A 16749-nucleotide genomic window follows, 5' to 3' on the forward strand; every position below is an offset into this window, starting at 1 on the left:
TTCCCCCATCACATTGCATACGCATAGAACAGTCTATTTTTCAATGCGTTAAGATAATCTATGCGACGCTTTTTCATCACAATTTACTGCTGCTAACGAATTCTGTTTATTTCGGAATCAATCTCTTAGTTTCATATTCACCAGAGTGCATTTTAACTTTCTACTGGTATAACACCCCGCTTCAAATTATTTAAAAATCATAACGTTATAAACATGAAAAAGAATTTATTCAGACATTCAACATTGGCTGTGTTGATCGCTTCAGGATTATTGGCCCAGCCGGTTCTCGCCGCACCGACCTGCCAGATAAACAAAATCAATACGGCCGAACAACCGTTTGCAGTTATTGAGCGGGCAGACAACGAATGTCGTAACGACTGGTTTTCAGCCCCGCCAGATACTCTGAACAGCTTGTTCAGTGAAGCCACCATTCAGCAAGCGCAACAGCAACTTCATCGCCATGTCCAAGGCTACCGAGGCGAAGATGTTCAGGCACTGGCGATCGAAAACCTGGGGGAGTTCATTCGTGCCGCCTACTATGTGCGTTACCAGCATCAGCGCCAATATGGCGACTATTCTGAGGCTCTGGACCTGTCTCTGGCTCATACCATCAATACGTTTCTGCTTTCCCCGTACGCCGCTCTGACCGGTGAGCAACAAATCGGCGCGCTGAAAAGCATGACAACCATGGTGGATAATATCCGTCAGTTACCATTAACCATGGCCAATCAGTTACCTTTACTCGACCACTTTACCCGTCAAACTGCAGATAATCTGCAGTTTGTCGAGGCTCTGAACAACCTGTTCCGGGCAATGAGCGGGCACATTAGCATCACCACGTTTTACGATGATCTGGCCGCGCACCCGAAATACCTGGCTCAGTTGCATCAGTTTATCCTGACCAATGATTGGGCGCTGGAGACTCGTGCTGATTTTATTGTGACCAATGCCGCCCGTGAAATGGGACGCTTGCTGGTTACACCTCATGCTGATACCCGTCAGCAAGTTCTGACTATTCTGGAAGACTTACTACACCGCTACCCACTGGGCGGAAAGAGCGACAAAATGTGGGTCGGCATCGCGGAAATGATTAACTACTTTGCCCCGGAAAAAGCCGCCGAGCTGGGTCTGACTAATGCTAAGCGCGATCTGGAAGCAAGCATGATGCCGCTGCGTTTTGCCTGCGACGGCCCGGCGATCATTCGCGCTCAGGCGATGACAGAAGCGCAGGCAGCAGAGGTTTGCCATATCCTGGCAGATAAAGAAGCGGATTTTCATCAGGTGGCAGCGACAGGCAATCAGCCGGTGGCTGATGATTTGAACAGCACGGTAGAGGTCGTGGTATTCGACAGCAATGCAGATTACGTCAGCTACTCCAATTTCCTGTTCGGTAACACCACCAACAATGGTGGTCAGTATCTGGAAGGAAACCCGGCAGAGGCCGACAATCAGGCCCGCTTTATTGCCTACCGCAACGAATACGCTGACGGTTACAGCATCCTTAACCTGGAGCATGAATATGTGCATTATCTGGATGGACGCTTTAACTTACACGGCGATTTCGGTGATGTCCTGCGCCACGGCCATACAGTCTGGTGGCTGGAAGGTTTTGCGGAGTACATGCACTACAAGCAAGGTTACAGCGATGCCATTGCTCTGGGTCGGTCCCAGAAATACAGCCTGACAGAAGTACTGGCTACCACTTACGATCACGATGTCAATCGTATCTATCGCTGGGGTTATCTGGCTGTCCGCTTTTTTATGGAAAACCACCCGGGTGAAGTTAACTCGCTCTTGGCTCTTTCCCGTCAGGGACAGTTCCGCCAATGGGCAGACACCGCAAAAGCGCTGGGTGAGCAATATAATGAAGAGTTCCGTCAATGGCTGCTCACGGTTGAAGATACAGGCTCGAACCCGGATAACCCAGGAGAACCAGAGCAGCCAGGTGGCAAGGACGTGTCAGCACTAGCGTTCAATACGCCAATCACCCTGGCAGGCGAACGATACAGCGAGCACCTGTTCTTTATTGACGTTCCACAGCACACCACCAGTATGAAACTGGCCATCTCCGGTGATGGCGATGCCGACCTGTTCGTCAGCTACAACCGTGTAGCCCACTATTATGATTACGATGAAACCGCCTTTGTTGATGGCAGTAATGAACTGCTATCTCTGACGGCAGAAGAAAATGGCTTTATCAAACCGGGTCGCTACTACGTGAGCGTCACTGGAAGGGAAGCATTCCATGCCGTTACCCTGACTGCGTCCGCAGAGATCAATGATCCGGCCGATCAAGGTAACCAGCAACTACCGCAGGGTGAAGACGATCTGACCCCAGTGGTATTGCAAGCCGATCAGCCGCAAACATTCAAGGTTCACGCCCAGCGTTACCTGGCCGTTCCTGTTTCAGAGGCAGGCCAAACCGTCCGCGTCTGGGTGACACCAGTCAATGCCACCGAATCGTCTTCACTAAGTGATGTTAATCTATACGCCGCTCAGGCTCACTGGCCGACCACCGAGACCCATGATCGGGCATCGGCTTACTCCGGCAGTCAGGAGTATCTTGAACTGACCGCAGACAAGGCTGGGTATATCCATCTGCTGATGACAAATCAGGGCCACACTGCCGAAGTCGAAGTATACGTCGCAGTGGAGTAAGTCTGTTGTTCACCTGGACTTGGCGCACAACCACAGTATTGAGCCAGATGCCTTCCTGCTCACAGGCATTGTTCACCCTCGCTGAAGGTAATTCGCGTCAAGCCACAAAAACAAAGGGCTGCCAGTCAGCCCTTTTATCCTCATCAGTGAGCAGGCAAAGCTCAAGAGCCAGTCATAACACTGCCGCGTAATCTGATGGAAAAAACAGCATCAAATGATGAAGAAACAACCAAAATCAAACTACGCATTCCGGCGTATTTTTCATTTCAGATATCCAGCACAAAAAAATCGAATTTTGGGCTGTCAGTCATTCCTTCAAAACCGCCTGGTTTCGTTGAAAATAGCCGCATTCCGCGATGATTATTTCTAGCCAATTCGCCTTTCTTACTGGTAAAATCCGCCATCCAACAGAAATCCCAATATTCTAGAAGAGAGTGATTCCTATGGGACGCAGTTTCGAAGTCCGTAAAGCCTCGATGGCGAAAACACAGGGCGCAAAAATCAAAGTTTATTCAAAGTACGGTAAAGAAATTTACGTCCTTGCGAAAAACGGCGGTATTGACCCAGACAGCAACCTTTCTCTACGTCGTCTGATCGAAAAAGCGAAAAAAGATCAGGTACCTGGTCACGTTATCGATAAAGCTATAGACAAAGCTAAAGGTGGCGGCGGTGAAGACTTCGCAACTGCTCGTTATGAAGGCTTTGGCCCAGGTAACTGCATGGTTATCGTTGACTGTCTGACAGACAACAACAACCGTACTTACATGGACGTTCGTCAGGCATTCGTGAAAAACAACGCGAAGATCGGTGCCCCAGGCGCTGTAGGCCACATGTTTGAACACCAGTGCGTATTCCAGTTTAAAGGCGACGACGAAGAAGTTGTGCTGGAAAACCTGATGATGGAAGACATTGACGTGTCTGACATTGAGTGTGAAGACGGTGTGATCACTGTTTTTGCTCCTCACACTGAATTCTTCAAAGTGAAGAATGCACTGGCAGCAAGCATGCCGGATATTACGCTGGATGTGGAAGAAATCTCTTTTGTTCCTCAGACCATGACACCACTGTCTGGTGATGATGTTGCAGCGTTTGAAAAATTCCTGGATGCGCTGAACGATTGTGACGACGTACAAAACGTTTACCACAACGCCGAAATCGAAGAATAATCAGTTGTTACACTGACCATATTCGCTGAGATCCCCCGCAAGGGGGATTTTTTATGCCTGTTTCCCGGCACCTCACTTTGCCTCTGATTTAATCCCCCCTCGCTTCCTCGTAGTTCTAACAGATTGAAATTTACATATATTTGGCTTCTCTATGACCTGAATCTGACTTAAATGGGGATAATTTTAATTTGTGTCTTCCACGATAGGTGCTATGCCTAGAGGAAGCTACAAAAAGAAAAAGCAATAATGAAATAGCCAACAACAAAAAGCAGCCAAGCCGGAGGAAACACCATGCAGCCTACCAACCGTAAAACCCTCGCTACGCTATTGGTACTGATCTTAAGTGCAGGTATTGTCGCTTGCGGCGAACAAAAAAGCGCCGAAGAAATGGGTAAAAAAGTCGACGAAACCATGACTGACGCGGGGAATGCTATCGAAGATACCGCTGAAGATGTCAGCAATAAAGTCGATGAAACCATGACTGACGCGGGGAATGTCATCGAAGATGCGGCTGAAGATGTCGGCGACAAAGTCGATGAAGCAGTGACCGATACCGGCAACGCCATCGAAGATAAATGTGAAGAGATGAAAGAGAGCATGAACGCAGAAGACCCAGACTGCTAACCCGTTCATCTGTTCTAATTCATGTCAGGCTCCCTGGCCACCTGCGCCAGGGAGCCTTTCTGTTACCTGCCTTTTCGGGTTCACAGTACAGTTGCTAACAGTACCGTGGTTAACACTATGGATAGCCCCCTGATGAACCCAAGGGTGAAAGAGTGAAACGGTAAACCAAGCGGCCGGCTTTTCGTAATATCTGTTGTCTTCGCTCGCTGCGACCCTTGCATGGTATTGCCAGAGGAGTTTCAGATGCCTATTGCGATGTACTACATGACAGGCTGTATCGTTGCATTATTTCTGGCGATGGTCTGTCCCTGGTGGTGGATAAGCCTGATTCTGATATGGGTGGCGCTGTCGCTGGGACTGGTGGCAATCGCCTATATCAAAAACAATGGCATGATATTCCACAAACGCAGCGATGGCCGGATCCCCTGGCCAGTCAGGGTACTTTTCTGGCCCTTTATGCTTGGGGTGTATCTGTATAATCGCTTGATCCGTACCCGCTCTTCCTCCCCAACCCTGCAAGAAATCGAACCTGGCCTGTACGTGGCCGCCAGACTGACTCCTATCGATATGGCCGCGTTACGCGAAGCCAATATTGGTGCCGTACTGGACGTCACGGCAGAGTTTGAAAGCCTCAACTGGTCAGCGATGGATGAAGGTATCAAATACCTTAACGTCCCTGTACTTGATCATGCCTATCCTGATTTTGCCTCTCTGCTGCAAGCCATCCGCTGGATAGATTCGCAACGCCGACAGCAACGACGTGTTGTCGTCCACTGCGCTCTGGGGCGTGGCCGGTCAGTGATGGTCATGGCCGCTTATCTTCTTGCCCGTACCCCCGGCAGCAGCCTGGACGACATCATAAACCATATTCAGTCAGTCCGACGGTATGCCCGCCTGAACCACAATCAGCGTCACGCGCTGGAAGCAGCAGCCAACCAGAAAGAATTCGGTCTGAGCAAACCAAGTGCCTGGCTGATCGCCAACCCGGTTTCCGGTGGGGGCAAATGGCCGCAATACCGGGGTGAGATTCTTGCCACTCTGGCCCCACACTTTGTACTGACCGTCCGTGAAACCACGGAGACCCTGAGCGCTACTGAGCTGGCAAAAGAAGCGCTCAATGCCAACCCTGAGATTGTTATTGCCGGCGGTGGCGACGGAACCGTGAACGAAGTGGCCGCCGTGTTAGTTGGCAATCAGGTACGATTTGGGATTTTACCGCTGGGCACAGCCAATGCCCTGTGTCATGCACTATGGGGGATACGGGCTAAACTGACTCCGGTCTCCCTGGCCTGCGATGCCATTGTTCGCGGCGAGGCCCATCATGTGGATGTCGCCACCTGTAATGATCGCATTGCGCTGTTGATTGTCGCCGTCGGCTTTGAGCAGCAGATGATCGAATTTGCCAACCGCGATGCCAAAAATGAGCAAGGACAAGTTGCTTATCTCAAAGGGTTCGTGAATGCGGTAACTCAAGGAACGCCTTTGACCCTGACGGTGCGTTTTGATGACGAAGATGAACAAGTACTGGAAACCAGCAGCATGGTCATCGCCAATGCCGCCCCTTTCAGTACGGTTCTGGCTCAGGGTTCCGGAGCACCGGATATCAACGATGGAAAGCTTGACGTCACCTGGATTCCCACCTCTGATAACCTGAGCACCCATGTCCTGTCGATCACCGAGTTAGTGCTTGCCGGTCTTACATCAGAAAAGCTTGGTGGGCTGACCCAACACCGCCAGGTCACTTCCCTGACGATTCATCATCCCGAAGGGCTGAACTACGTTATTGACGGCGAACTGTTTCAGGATGACGTCCTGCAGATTGCGGTACGTCCTGACGCCCTGCAAATTCTGTCACCCAAACCAGAACCTGGTGACGAGCTGCATCTGTAAGAAAAAACAAAAGGTCAGGAAATAAGAGGTGGATCGCACAAAAAGCAATCAACACCGTGAATACCCACGGAATATTATGCGCTTTCAGGCCAAATACGACACCGGGCAATAGCAGGAAAATTTTGATCTCAAGCGGAGAAATATTCGAGGGCGGGAACCATCAACACTACTCCTGTTCTCTCTAAACGAAAAGCAAGTTTTCATTGTTTTTGCACATTTTTGGGATGTATCACAAAGTCGATTTTATCGGCTTAACGCTGTGAAAAACCTTTGATAAAGATAACTCGATCCTGACGCAACGTTTCTTTAGGAGGTTATTGTGTCTATCAATTCTATCGACCACAGCGAAATGTCTGACGTGGCATCAAAATGGGATTTCAAAGATGAAACGGCTTCCCATATCTCTCAGACCAAGCGCCAGCAGGCTGAAGCACGTCGCCGAATTGAACTGCTACGTGATATTCGAGCAAGCGGCCTGACCATTGAAGAGGCAAAGGAACTCGGACTTATCCATTAACCTGAAACTACGTGCCATATACACCCGAATACAGAAACAGCCTGACCGGTCATAACAACGATAGAGATTTTCTATCACACTAATCTGTTATTTCAGCTTTTCTAATACCTGGGTAGTCGTTACATTAGGGCGCATAAACACCGAATGGAACGCAACTAATGACTACAATGACTACCCGTTGTCCTCATTGCAACGCAATGAATCGTATCCCAACTGAACGTGTCAATGACGTGGCCAACTGCGGCTCTTGCAAAGAACGCCTGCTTGACGGCAAACCGGTCGAAGGCACTACCGAGAACTTTCTGACTTTACTGCAAAGCGACAAGCCGGTAGTCGTAGATTTCTGGGCACCATGGTGTAACCCGTGTGTCGGCTTCGCGCCAATCTTTGAAGATGTGGCAAAAGAGCGGAATGGCGATGTGCGCTTTGTGAAAATCGATACGGAATCCCAGCAGGCGCTGGCAGCGCAATACCGTATTCGTAGTATTCCGACTATTATGGTTTTCAAAAACGGCCAATTAGCAGACACCATCAATGGTGCCTTACCTAAAGGCCAGTTTGATCAGTGGCTAAACCAGGCGCTGACCAAGTAACCAACCGGACAAGCCGCCATATATTTACCGTGCTGTACATCAAGAGAGCGGCAGATCTAAAGAGCTTTCCGTTTAAAGCGCTTTACACTCACTGAAAAGGTGCCTGATGGCACCTTTTTGTTATCTGCTCTCTATGCCACTGGTTGCCCTTTTGCTAGAGTGACGCTCATAGCCCCGCCTTTATCATTACAATTACAAGGACGAATCTGTGAGCAAATCAGCGTCGGCCGTACTCAGCCAGATCAATGTTTACCCTATCAAATCCATTCGTGGTCTGAGCCAGTCGCAAGCCTGGGTCGAGAAACAGGGAATCGCGTTTGACCGCCGTTTTATGGTCGCCAAAACCGATGGTGGCATGATTACCGCACGCAAATACCCGCAACTGGTCAAAGTCACCGCAGCCCTACAACCGGATGGTCTGATACTCAGTTACCCGGACACTGCCCCTCTGCGCCTCAGGTACGCCGAGTTCACGATGGTGGAAACCCCATCCACCGTATGGAAAGACACGTTTCCGGCCCACCAAACTACCTCAGAAGCGAATCGTTGGTTCAGTGAACTCATTGGCGAGCCAGTGCAACTGCTCTATACCGGAGAGCAATCCCAGCGCATCCGTCAGAAAGTCAGCCATAACGTGAGTTTTGCTGACGGCTATCCGCTGTTGATTATCAGCGAGGGATCTCTGGAGGCCCTGAATGCACGCAGCCCCCAGCGTCATACCATGGATCAGTTCCGCACCAATTTAGTCGTCTCCGGCACAGAGCCGTTTGCGGAAGATGGCTGGAAACGAATCCGAATCGGTGAGGTGGAATTTGAGGCCGTCAAGCCGTGTGCCCGCTGTATCCTGACCACAGTGAATCCGCAAACCGGACAATTAAATGCCCAGAAAGAGCCGCTCAACACGCTGCTGAAATTTCGCTCTGACGGCAGTGGTGACGTGTACTTCGGGCAAAATCTGGTGGCGCTGAATGAAGGTATCATTCATGCCGGTGATACCATTGAAGTTCTGGAGACCCAGGCCAGACCGCTTTACCCCGATAATTGCACGCCATCGCTGACACTCACTTGTGTTGAACGGGAAGACATTGCCCGGGATTTTTGTACCTTCTGGCTGGAGCCAACCAAGCAACAAACACTGCCCGCTTATCAGCCCGGCCAGCATCTGCCACTGCAGGTAGAGATCAATGGCGAATACGTTTCTCGCCGCTATACGCTGTCGTCCAGTCCGTCCCGCCTTGGCCGCTATGCCATCTCGGTTAAGCGGATCAACGATGGTCGGGTTTCAAACTGGTTACATGACAATCTGCAGGTTGGCGACACGCTGGTTGCCGAGTCACCGGACGGCAGTTTTCATCTTGGGCCCCATACCGACAAGCTTTTGTTGTTGTCTGCCGGGAGTGGCATCACTCCCATGATCGCGATGCTGCGTTATCTGGCCGATCATAATCAGATCAACGATGTGGTGTTTTATCATCAGTGCCGCAACGAAGCGGATATTCCGTATCAGGCCGAACTGGCAAAACTGCAGTCTGAACACCCTGCACTGAAAGTAACCATTGCATTAAGTCAGCCAAATAACAGCTGGCAGGGGATAACCGGGCGATTCAGTGCAATCCACCTGGATCATATCCCGCATCTTACAGAGCGTCAGGTGTTCGTTTGTGGTCCTAACCGTTTCATGGACGATGCCAAAGCCTTGCTGCTGAACGCCGGTCTGGCGGAAGAGCGCTACCATCAGGAATCCTTCGGTACGAGCCGTGGTGGCGACGAAGCGACCGCACAGAAACACACTGTGACAATCAGCATTGATGGCCATTTATTTCAGGGCCATAACCAGGCCACCTTGTTGGATCAGGCTGAATCTGCCGGGCTTGGGATCGCCAACAGCTGCCGGGCCGGGTTCTGTGGTTCATGCAAAATGACCCTGGAATCTGGCACGGTTGACCAGCCGGACGTCCCGGCCTTGCTGCCGGGTGAGAAGGAGGCCGGGAAAGTACTGGCCTGTTGTTGTATTCCGTTAAGTGATGTTGAATTGGTCAGCTAACACGCCAGCCGTTTCAGGTTCAGGTTCAAAAACCACATAAAAAAACAGCCACCCAAAAAGGTGGCTGTTTTTTCAGACTCCGTTAAAGCACTTTACTCGCTGATCTGCGCTTACTGCTTTTTCAGGATATAGTGGCTTTCCAGATCGCCGGTGATGCGGTTACCTTCCAGATCCAGGCGGAACAATTGATTTTCGCCGACAAAATACTGCACCGCAGAATCAGAAATTCCAGGCAGCGCGATAGTGTTACCCGCGGTGTTCCAGTTGAACGTACCTTCGTGTTCAAAAGCACCACCGTCTTTACCCAGGTACATTTCAGTCAGAGTAAATGTACCATCGTCTTTAATCACCAGCTCAGTCTTAATACCTTCACAATCTGCACATGGCAGAATACCGGTATACGTACCAGCCCAGTCCAGCGAGTTACGCGCGTTGTGTTCCATGTCCGCCACCGGTTCACTGCTTTCGCCGGCTTTCATTTCGTCCTGTTCGCCCTCGGCCATCACATCAGCCGGTTGCGCAGCTTCAGCTTCATTGCTTTCTGCCTTATTTTCAACCTGAGTCATGCCCTCGGTTTGAACTGCTTGCTCTTCAACCACGGTAGCGGTTTCGCTAGCAGGTTGAGCGGCGGATTCTGGTGAGGCTTTTTGATCACATCCCGCCAGTACAAAACCAGCCACTACCAGTGCAAGTAAGGTCTTATTCATTGTGTGTTCCTTATTAGCAATCTTTCTAAGATGGGTATCATTGTAGACTGCCCTCTGTGTGAATAACGTCATCCCAAGGTCAATGTTCAGTCAAAAAACACTATTCAATATTCACTCAAAATCACCTTGCTAATCACAAGATAGCACATTGTTATTCAGTCAGTTAGCGGTTTTAAGCGAGCAGTAAAATGCCGCAGGACCGGCGGTTCGTAGTCAAATTCCAGCCCGCGAATTGAGCTTGCCTGCTGACAGACTGCAATCAGTGCATCGGCGACATAGTCCATGTGGTCATTGGTATATACCCGGCGCGGAATGGTCAATCGTAACAATTCCAATGGCGACGGTTTCTGTTGGCCAGTGCTCGGATCTCGGCCCAGAAGCAATGACCCAATTTCAACAGCCCGCACCCCCGACTCAAGATACAGCGCATTGCACAAAGCCTGTGCCGGAAACTGCTCTGCCGGAATATGTGGGAGCACCTTTTTCGCATCCACAAACACGGCGTGCCCACCGGTCGGATACTGGATCGGCACGCCGCCCTCACGCAGCCTGTCGCCCAGGTATTTCACCTGGCTGATACGGTAATGCAGGAAGTCTTCGTCGGCAGCCTCATAGAGCCCGCGGGCCAGTGCCTCCATATCCCGCCCGGCCATGCCGCCGTAAGTCACAAACCCTTCCATCGGAACGCAGCGGGTACGGACAGCCTGAAACAACTCTTCATGATCCCGGATACAACAAAGCCCGCCGATATTCACCATCGGGTCTTTCTTGGCTGACATTGTGAGGATATCGCCATAACGATACATCTCACGGATAATCTCCAGCAAAGGCTTCTCGTCATACCCCTCTTCCCGCTGTTTGATGAAATAAGCGTTTTCACAGTAACGGGCGGAATCTATCACCACCGGAATATCGTAGTGCTGAGCCAATGCGTAAACGTTGCGCATATTGGCCATGGATACCGGCTGCCCGCCCGAACTGTTACAGGTCACTGTCGTAATAATGGCGGCGATATTCACAGAGCCGTAATGCTGAATGGCGGTTTCGAGTTTTTCGAGATCAAAGTTCCCCTTCCAGTCATCGTAGACTTCGGTGGAAAACGCTTTTTCAGTTACTAGGTTTATCGCTTTTCCGCCGCACATTTCAATATGTCCGGCCGTTGTATCAAAATGGTAATTGGACAGAAAAACCGCCTCTGTGCCTCCCCTGACTTTGCGCATCCGTTCAATCAGGCAGGGAAACAAAATCTGCTCGGCTCCCCGCCCCTGATGGGTCGGCACCACCAGCTTGTACTGAAAAAAGTGCTGAACGGCATCACACAAGTTAAAAAAGTTCCGGCTACCGGCATAGGCTTCATCCCCCAACATCAGCCCGGCCCACTGAGTATCACTCATTGCACCGGTACCGGAGTCGGTCAGCAGATCGATATACACATCTTCACTGCGCAGCATAAACGGATTATAACCCGCCGCTTCCAGGGCCAATTGGCGATCCGCTTCTGTGGTCATGCGAATTCGCTCTACCATTTTGATGCGAAAAGGTTCAGGGACACGCTTGCTCATAGTGGCTCTCCAGCTTTGGAAAACACGCAGACAATCCGGTGATCGGATCAAGGAAAAATAGGTGGTGAAAACATCGACGGTGCCGCAATCAGCCGACAGCAGGAAAGTTATTAGTCAGACGAAAATCAATATTGAACCAGGCAGAAAGCACCAGCCGTATCGCGGGCACCCTGGTACGTTGCAACAAGGTATTCTCAGCCATCCTGCAGCACCCTGCGGAAACAAAACTGACCTAAGTATAGTCAGCTGTTCATAACAAGCCTGATATCAACTGGCCTTGTTCTTCTGGCATAAATTTTTTCAAACAAGGCTTTACAGCCCGACAGATTACAGATAATGTGCTCGGGTCTGTTGCTCAGACCGAGACATAATTTTCGAAGAACACGCCTCACTTCTCGCCAAAGTAAGAAGCACCTCCAGAAGATTACACCACACATCCCACTACACACTGAGTTGCAAGTGTTTCGTAGTGATGAGTCAGCGAGTTAGGTGAGCTCCTGACGGGTGAAACCAAAGGTCGATGAGTAACTTAACCAGCGTGATGCTGAAAACTATTACCGCCGCTGAACCCTCTCGGTGTTCTCCATTTTGTTAAGGAGAACGCGAATTCAACAAGAAAACGAATTCAGGAAGAAAGTCAGCTCAGTCGGCGTTTACTCAACGTAATGACCACAAGCCAAAAGCAAGTGACCTGACCAGACGATTAACGTCTATGGCAAATAGTCCGAATGCAGTGCTTGGGTAGAAAGGACAACACCATGATTTCACAAACCGGCATTATCCGTAGCTACAACCCTTTTAACCAAACTGGCCTGATCACTTCAGATTTAGGTGGCGACATCCGCTTTAGCGCCGCTCAGGTATCTGAACAAGACAGTCCGGCATCTGGCAGTCTGGTATCATTCATCCTGGATGACTCAGAACATACTCTGCAAGCGGTAAAAATCCGCTTCATCTGACTCGCCCAGCTAACTGGACGAGGCCAATAAAAAGTGACAATACCGAGGCAAGGACTAATGACCTTGCCTTTTTCATTTTTGGCAACCGACAATTATCAATCCGATATCCCTTCATTCCCTCCCACCTTACCGATTTTTACATTACTGCCCGCAATCTCCTGCTCAGCTTGAGCGGATTCTTCTGACTGACTTTTCTGATAGTTATGCCTGTCTTTTTTCTGCTTTCTGTCAGCACTTTTTTGTATTTACTGGTTAACATTCATATCGTTATCCACTACGCATTACGCCGCCAACTGCTGCCACTTTCAAAAGTAATCCATTACAAAAAAGCCAACCAACAACCAAATCGCTCAATTTTCAACCAAACAAAGCGGATGTAATTCACAGAAAAACATGAAAAATGGAAACGCGTTTTTACTTATATCGTCAGCATAAAGTCAGCCAAATGTCAGCGCTGTGTCAGGCATGGCTTTTTAATGCTTTTATCAAGTTTTCAGAACAAAAGGCGGGAAAAGTGCAACATACCTCACACTTTAGGTATCTTTTACACTGTGAAACTGAATTTTATGTCATTAAGGAAACAATTTGACAATTTGCTTGTCTGTATATGGCAAACTAATACAAAAAATAAATGAATAAATAGTCAATACAGACAAAAGAGGGTGATTCATGCCAGGTATGGCGACTTCCATTTTTTCTTTTTCCCATACCTGCCGCATTAAAAGCCTGCCAACAAATAAAAACGACGAGTTCTAAGATATGCCAATACACAACGCGACATTGCCACGGAGATGGTTGTCGACCAAATACATCGGGATTGCCAGCCTGTCATTGATTACCATGGCGGTGTTCCTGAATAACAGTCAAACGACTAATCGTACAATTCCACTGAACCTTGTCAGTTCGTCCCCATGGACACCCAATGAAGATGCACTGACCACAACCACCATTGAACCACCCCGCTACGCTTACACCATTCAGAAAGGTGACACCCTAAGCGAAATCTTCTCCAGGCTGAACATCCCATTGAACACTGTTCAACAACTAATGGAAGCCGATTTAAACCACCTGAAAATCGACACCCTCAAACCAGGTAACAGCATGCGCTTCTGGCTGGCTGACGATCAACGGCAACTTAAACGCCTTGAACTCGAATTTACGCTGGCGCAAAAAGTCATTTATGAACGTCTGGATGATGAAAACTTCAATGTGGAAGAAATCGCTATTCCGGGTGACTGGAGCGATGTGATTGCCAATGGTGAAATCCACGGCAGTTTTGCTAACTCAGCCAAAAAAGCCGGTCTAAAAGCCACGGAAGTGCATGAAATCACCAGCTTGCTGAAAGATAAGCTCAATTTTTCTCGCGATCTTCGTGCCGGGGATAAATTTGAAGTGGTGGTGTCCCGTCAGTCGGTTAAAGAAAAACTGACCGGGCAGCATGAATTGCGGGCTATCCGTATCCATAGCCGTGGCCAGACCATTTCGGCTTATCTGCACAGTGATGGTAACTTCTACGACGCCAAAGGCGACAGCCTGCAACGTGCCTTCATGCGCTATCCATACGCCACCAACCAGCGCTGGCGAATCAGTTCCCAGTTTAATCCTAAGCGCCACCACCCGGTCACCGGACGCGTTGCGCCACACAATGGTGTCGACTTCGCCACCCCGCGTGGTACACCTGTACTGGCAACCGGTGACGGCGTTGTTGTCCAAACTGTTAGTCACCCGTACGCTGGTAAATATGTGGTCATCCAACATGGAACCAACTACAAAACCCGCTACTTGCATAACAGTAAGATACTGGTCAAGAAAGGACAGAAAGTCTCACGTGGCCAGCGTATCGCCCTGGCGGGCAGCACCGGTCGCGTTACCGGCCCTCACATTCATTATGAGTTCCTGATTCGTAACCGTCCGGTGAACCCATTGACTGCCAATATCCCTATGGCCTCTTCGGTGCCAAGCAAGGAGATGGGACAGTTTAAAGAAACGGTCGCGATGTATAACACCATGATGAAAGATGATCAGAAGGGAATACTTCGCCTGGCTAAAAACAACAACCAGCCCAAAGACTGATAACCAGAGCTTTATCGCGGTAACCAGGATCAAATAGCATCTACGGGGAGATCTCTTTTCCCCGTGGGTGTTTTTGCTTGTTTACTGCTCACGGATGATGGTCATCAGTGATAAATAGCGGGGGCAGATGGCGTGTTTGATCACGCACTTCAATGGCTTCTGTTGAGGTTGAGGTTGAGGTTGAGGTTGAGGTTGAGGTTGAGGTTGAGGTTGAGGTTGATAATGAGAACCTAAGCCCACAGCCAGAACAACATTTACCAAGCAAAAATCTAGACGGTAAATGGAGGTATTGCCGGAATAACACATTCCGACAATTTCCATACCAGACAACCCTATACAGCCGAGATGACAACGTCATAACGGCTTTTTGTCATGCCTGTTATTTCGTTATCCGTACCGTTTTGTGGACTGTCTGAGCTCTCTGATTTAACAATAAAGTCGACATAATTCCGGATGGCCGGTAGCCGATCTTCATCATGGTGGGATACGTACAATAACTGGCTAAGCTGATCGCGGGCAATCATATTCAGCACCTGATAGACCAGTTTACGATTAACGAAATCCAGCCCCTGATAAGGCTCGTCCAAAATCAGCAAGGCAGGCTGTTTGATGAGCGCCCGGCCAATCAGCAACAGTCGTTGCTGCCCATAGTCCAGTTCGCGGAAACCCGTGTGCGCATCATCTGACATTGCCAGAATTGCGAGCCAGTCATGGGCCTGCTGAATTTGTTTTTTCGATGGTGAATCATACAGCCCAATCGAATCGAAAAAGCCTGACAGTAGCACTTCCAACGCACTGCAGCTAACGCGATACTGCAGATGCAACGCTGAGGAGACTACCCCGATTCGCCGTTTGATATCCCAGATACTTTCGCCGCTGCCACGGCGATACCCCAGCACGCTCATATCATTGGCATAACACTGTGGATGGTCTCCCAGAATCAACGCCAGCAAAGTGCTTTTTCCGCAGCCATTCGGCCCCCTGATCTGCCAGTGCTGACCCGGTTCTATTCGCCAGTTCACCGCCTCGAAAATCTGCCGATCAAAGTATTCCACTTTTCCATTTCGCAGCTCCACCAGCGGCTCGTCTCTGGTAACAACCTGTTGTCTCTCCTGATGCCGTTGGCGAATCAGAGCCATGACCTCATCGCTACGTTGCGTAGACAATGCCTCAAGCTGACGCAGCACCGGATGATGGCTGAATTCTGCCACCGTCATCCCTTCACTTAAACTGACAGTACTCAGGGCACCAGCCGGACCACGCTTGCTGCTGCCTTGGACATTCATCGTTTGTTCAGTGAACATGGCAACATGGGTGATGCAATCAGGAAGGTGCATTTCGCGGGCACTGATCAAGACCAGCGTCATTTGCTCGGACAAGGTATTCAGCAACGCTGACAGCGCCGTCTGGTGAGCGGCATCCAGTCCGTCATAGGGGTCATCCAGCACCAGTAATTCGGGTTCAGTTGCCAGCGCCCGCGCCAACATCAGCCGACGGGTTTCCCCGGTCGATAACTGGCGAAAACCACTGTGGCGTAAATGCTGCAAATCCAGCTGTGCCAGCAAAGTCTCCAGTTGCTCCGGCGAATGGCAACAGTCAGCAATCAGATATTCTACAGTGTGGCCAAAGTCGATCTGATCAATGTAATCCGTCTCCTCTTGCGCCAACTCCTCTTCCAGCAATGCCTGCTGAGAAGCCAGCGACACCACGCCCACTCGCTGAGGTATACCAGTTACCGATCCGGAATCCGGCACACGTTCACCACTAAGAAGTTGCCCGAGTAACGAGCCGAACCGGGAATACGCTGAGAAAATCATCCAATGCTGACCAGGTTCTATACGCCAGTTATCAACCTGCAGCCGGCCATGTGGCACAGCCAACAGCAAATCTGTCACGGCTATCGACATCCTTCACTTCCTTATGAAAAAACGGTTTGGTATCCATTAATACCAAACC

At 49.8% G+C, this 16749-nt stretch carries 13 protein-coding genes; 9 read left to right on the plus strand and 4 right to left on the minus strand.

The features are described from left to right. Positions 1-213: 213 nt before the first annotated feature. Positions 214-2658: a M9 family metallopeptidase gene (locus FH974_RS23545; protein WP_242551920.1), complete on the plus strand. Its 2445-nt coding sequence runs from the start codon at positions 214-216 to the stop codon at positions 2656-2658. A 266-nt stretch (positions 2659-2924) separates the two neighbouring features. Here FH974_RS23545 and FH974_RS23550 read toward each other — a convergent pair whose 3' ends face one another. Further along, positions 2925-3062 (minus strand): hypothetical protein, encoded by a 138-nt coding sequence (locus FH974_RS23550; protein ID WP_157038326.1) that lies wholly within the window; start codon positions 3060-3062, stop codon positions 2925-2927. Between the two features lie 39 nt (positions 3063-3101). Between FH974_RS23550 and FH974_RS23555 the strand changes: the two genes are divergently transcribed. The 6 genes from FH974_RS23555 (at position 3102) to FH974_RS23580 (ending at position 9492) form a co-directional block, all read left to right on the plus strand. Further along, positions 3102-3824 (plus strand): YebC/PmpR family DNA-binding transcriptional regulator, encoded by a 723-nt coding sequence (locus tag FH974_RS23555; RefSeq protein WP_047886218.1) that lies wholly within the window; start codon positions 3102-3104, stop codon positions 3822-3824. 291 nt (positions 3825-4115) lie between these two features. Continuing rightward, positions 4116-4448, plus strand: a complete 333-nt coding sequence (locus tag FH974_RS23560) for a hypothetical protein (protein ID WP_207103829.1) — start codon at positions 4116-4118, stop codon at positions 4446-4448. A 243-nt stretch (positions 4449-4691) separates the two neighbouring features. Continuing rightward, positions 4692-6338, plus strand: a complete 1647-nt coding sequence (locus FH974_RS23565; RefSeq protein WP_207103830.1) for a diacylglycerol kinase family protein — start codon at positions 4692-4694, stop codon at positions 6336-6338. A 319-nt stretch (positions 6339-6657) separates the two neighbouring features. Beyond that, positions 6658-6855, plus strand: a complete 198-nt coding sequence (locus tag FH974_RS23570; protein WP_047886221.1) for a hypothetical protein — start codon at positions 6658-6660, stop codon at positions 6853-6855. A gap of 158 nt (positions 6856-7013) precedes the next feature. Next, positions 7014-7448 (plus strand): thioredoxin TrxC, encoded by a 435-nt coding sequence (gene trxC, locus FH974_RS23575; RefSeq protein WP_047886222.1) that lies wholly within the window; start codon positions 7014-7016, stop codon positions 7446-7448. Between the two features lie 208 nt (positions 7449-7656). Beyond that, positions 7657-9492: a hybrid-cluster NAD(P)-dependent oxidoreductase gene (locus tag FH974_RS23580; RefSeq protein ID WP_207103831.1), complete on the plus strand. Its 1836-nt coding sequence runs from the start codon at positions 7657-7659 to the stop codon at positions 9490-9492. Between the two features lie 110 nt (positions 9493-9602). Here the strand turns inward: FH974_RS23580 and FH974_RS23585 are convergent, their stop codons facing one another. Next, positions 9603-10199, minus strand: a complete 597-nt coding sequence (locus tag FH974_RS23585; RefSeq protein WP_047886224.1) for a copper resistance protein NlpE — start codon at positions 10197-10199, stop codon at positions 9603-9605. A gap of 155 nt (positions 10200-10354) precedes the next feature. Then, on the minus strand, positions 10355-11761 hold the full coding sequence (locus FH974_RS23590; protein ID WP_047886225.1) for a tryptophanase: 1407 nt from the start codon (positions 11759-11761) through the stop codon (positions 10355-10357). Positions 11762-12519: 758 nt separating this feature from the next. Here FH974_RS23590 and FH974_RS23595 point away from each other — a divergent pair. Together FH974_RS23595 and mepM are read left to right on the plus strand one after the other, a co-directional pair. Then, the gene (locus FH974_RS23595; protein ID WP_047886226.1) at positions 12520-12720 is read left to right on the plus strand and encodes a hypothetical protein; all 201 of its coding nucleotides are present in this window, start codon (positions 12520-12522) and stop codon (positions 12718-12720) included. A 759-nt stretch (positions 12721-13479) separates the two neighbouring features. Next, positions 13480-14793 (plus strand): murein DD-endopeptidase MepM, encoded by a 1314-nt coding sequence (mepM, locus tag FH974_RS23600; protein ID WP_047886227.1) that lies wholly within the window; start codon positions 13480-13482, stop codon positions 14791-14793. Positions 14794-15125: 332 nt separating this feature from the next. On the opposite strand, the gene FH974_RS23605 is transcribed toward mepM, so the two are convergent. Then, the gene (locus FH974_RS23605; RefSeq protein WP_084712630.1) at positions 15126-16700 is read right to left on the minus strand and encodes an ATP-binding cassette domain-containing protein; all 1575 of its coding nucleotides are present in this window, start codon (positions 16698-16700) and stop codon (positions 15126-15128) included. Positions 16701-16749: the final 49 nt, after the last annotated feature.

The sequence above is a fragment of the Photobacterium ganghwense genome (assembly GCF_017329545.1).
GTDB lineage: Bacteria > Pseudomonadota > Gammaproteobacteria > Enterobacterales > Vibrionaceae > Photobacterium > Photobacterium ganghwense.

Bases quoted from the DNA above. Each gene is read 5' to 3' on its own strand.
- FH974_RS23545 (WP_242551920.1), top strand. From the start codon at position 214: ATGAAAAAGAATTTATTCAGACATTCAACATTGGCTGTGTTGATCGCT.
- FH974_RS23550 (WP_157038326.1), bottom strand. From the start codon at position 3,062: ATGGCGGATTTTACCAGTAAGAAAGGCGAATTGGCTAGAAATAATCAT.
- FH974_RS23555 (WP_047886218.1), top strand. From the start codon at position 3,102: ATGGGACGCAGTTTCGAAGTCCGTAAAGCCTCGATGGCGAAAACACAG.
- FH974_RS23560 (WP_207103829.1), top strand. From the start codon at position 4,116: ATGCAGCCTACCAACCGTAAAACCCTCGCTACGCTATTGGTACTGATC.
- FH974_RS23565 (WP_207103830.1), top strand. From the start codon at position 4,692: ATGCCTATTGCGATGTACTACATGACAGGCTGTATCGTTGCATTATTT.
- trxC (WP_047886222.1), top strand. From the start codon at position 7,014: ATGACTACAATGACTACCCGTTGTCCTCATTGCAACGCAATGAATCGT.
- FH974_RS23585 (WP_047886224.1), bottom strand. From the start codon at position 10,199: ATGAATAAGACCTTACTTGCACTGGTAGTGGCTGGTTTTGTACTGGCG.
- FH974_RS23590 (WP_047886225.1), bottom strand. From the start codon at position 11,761: ATGAGCAAGCGTGTCCCTGAACCTTTTCGCATCAAAATGGTAGAGCGA.
- FH974_RS23595 (WP_047886226.1), top strand. From the start codon at position 12,520: ATGATTTCACAAACCGGCATTATCCGTAGCTACAACCCTTTTAACCAA.
- mepM (WP_047886227.1), top strand. From the start codon at position 13,480: ATGCCAATACACAACGCGACATTGCCACGGAGATGGTTGTCGACCAAA.
- FH974_RS23605 (WP_084712630.1), bottom strand. From the start codon at position 16,700: ATGTCGATAGCCGTGACAGATTTGCTGTTGGCTGTGCCACATGGCCGG.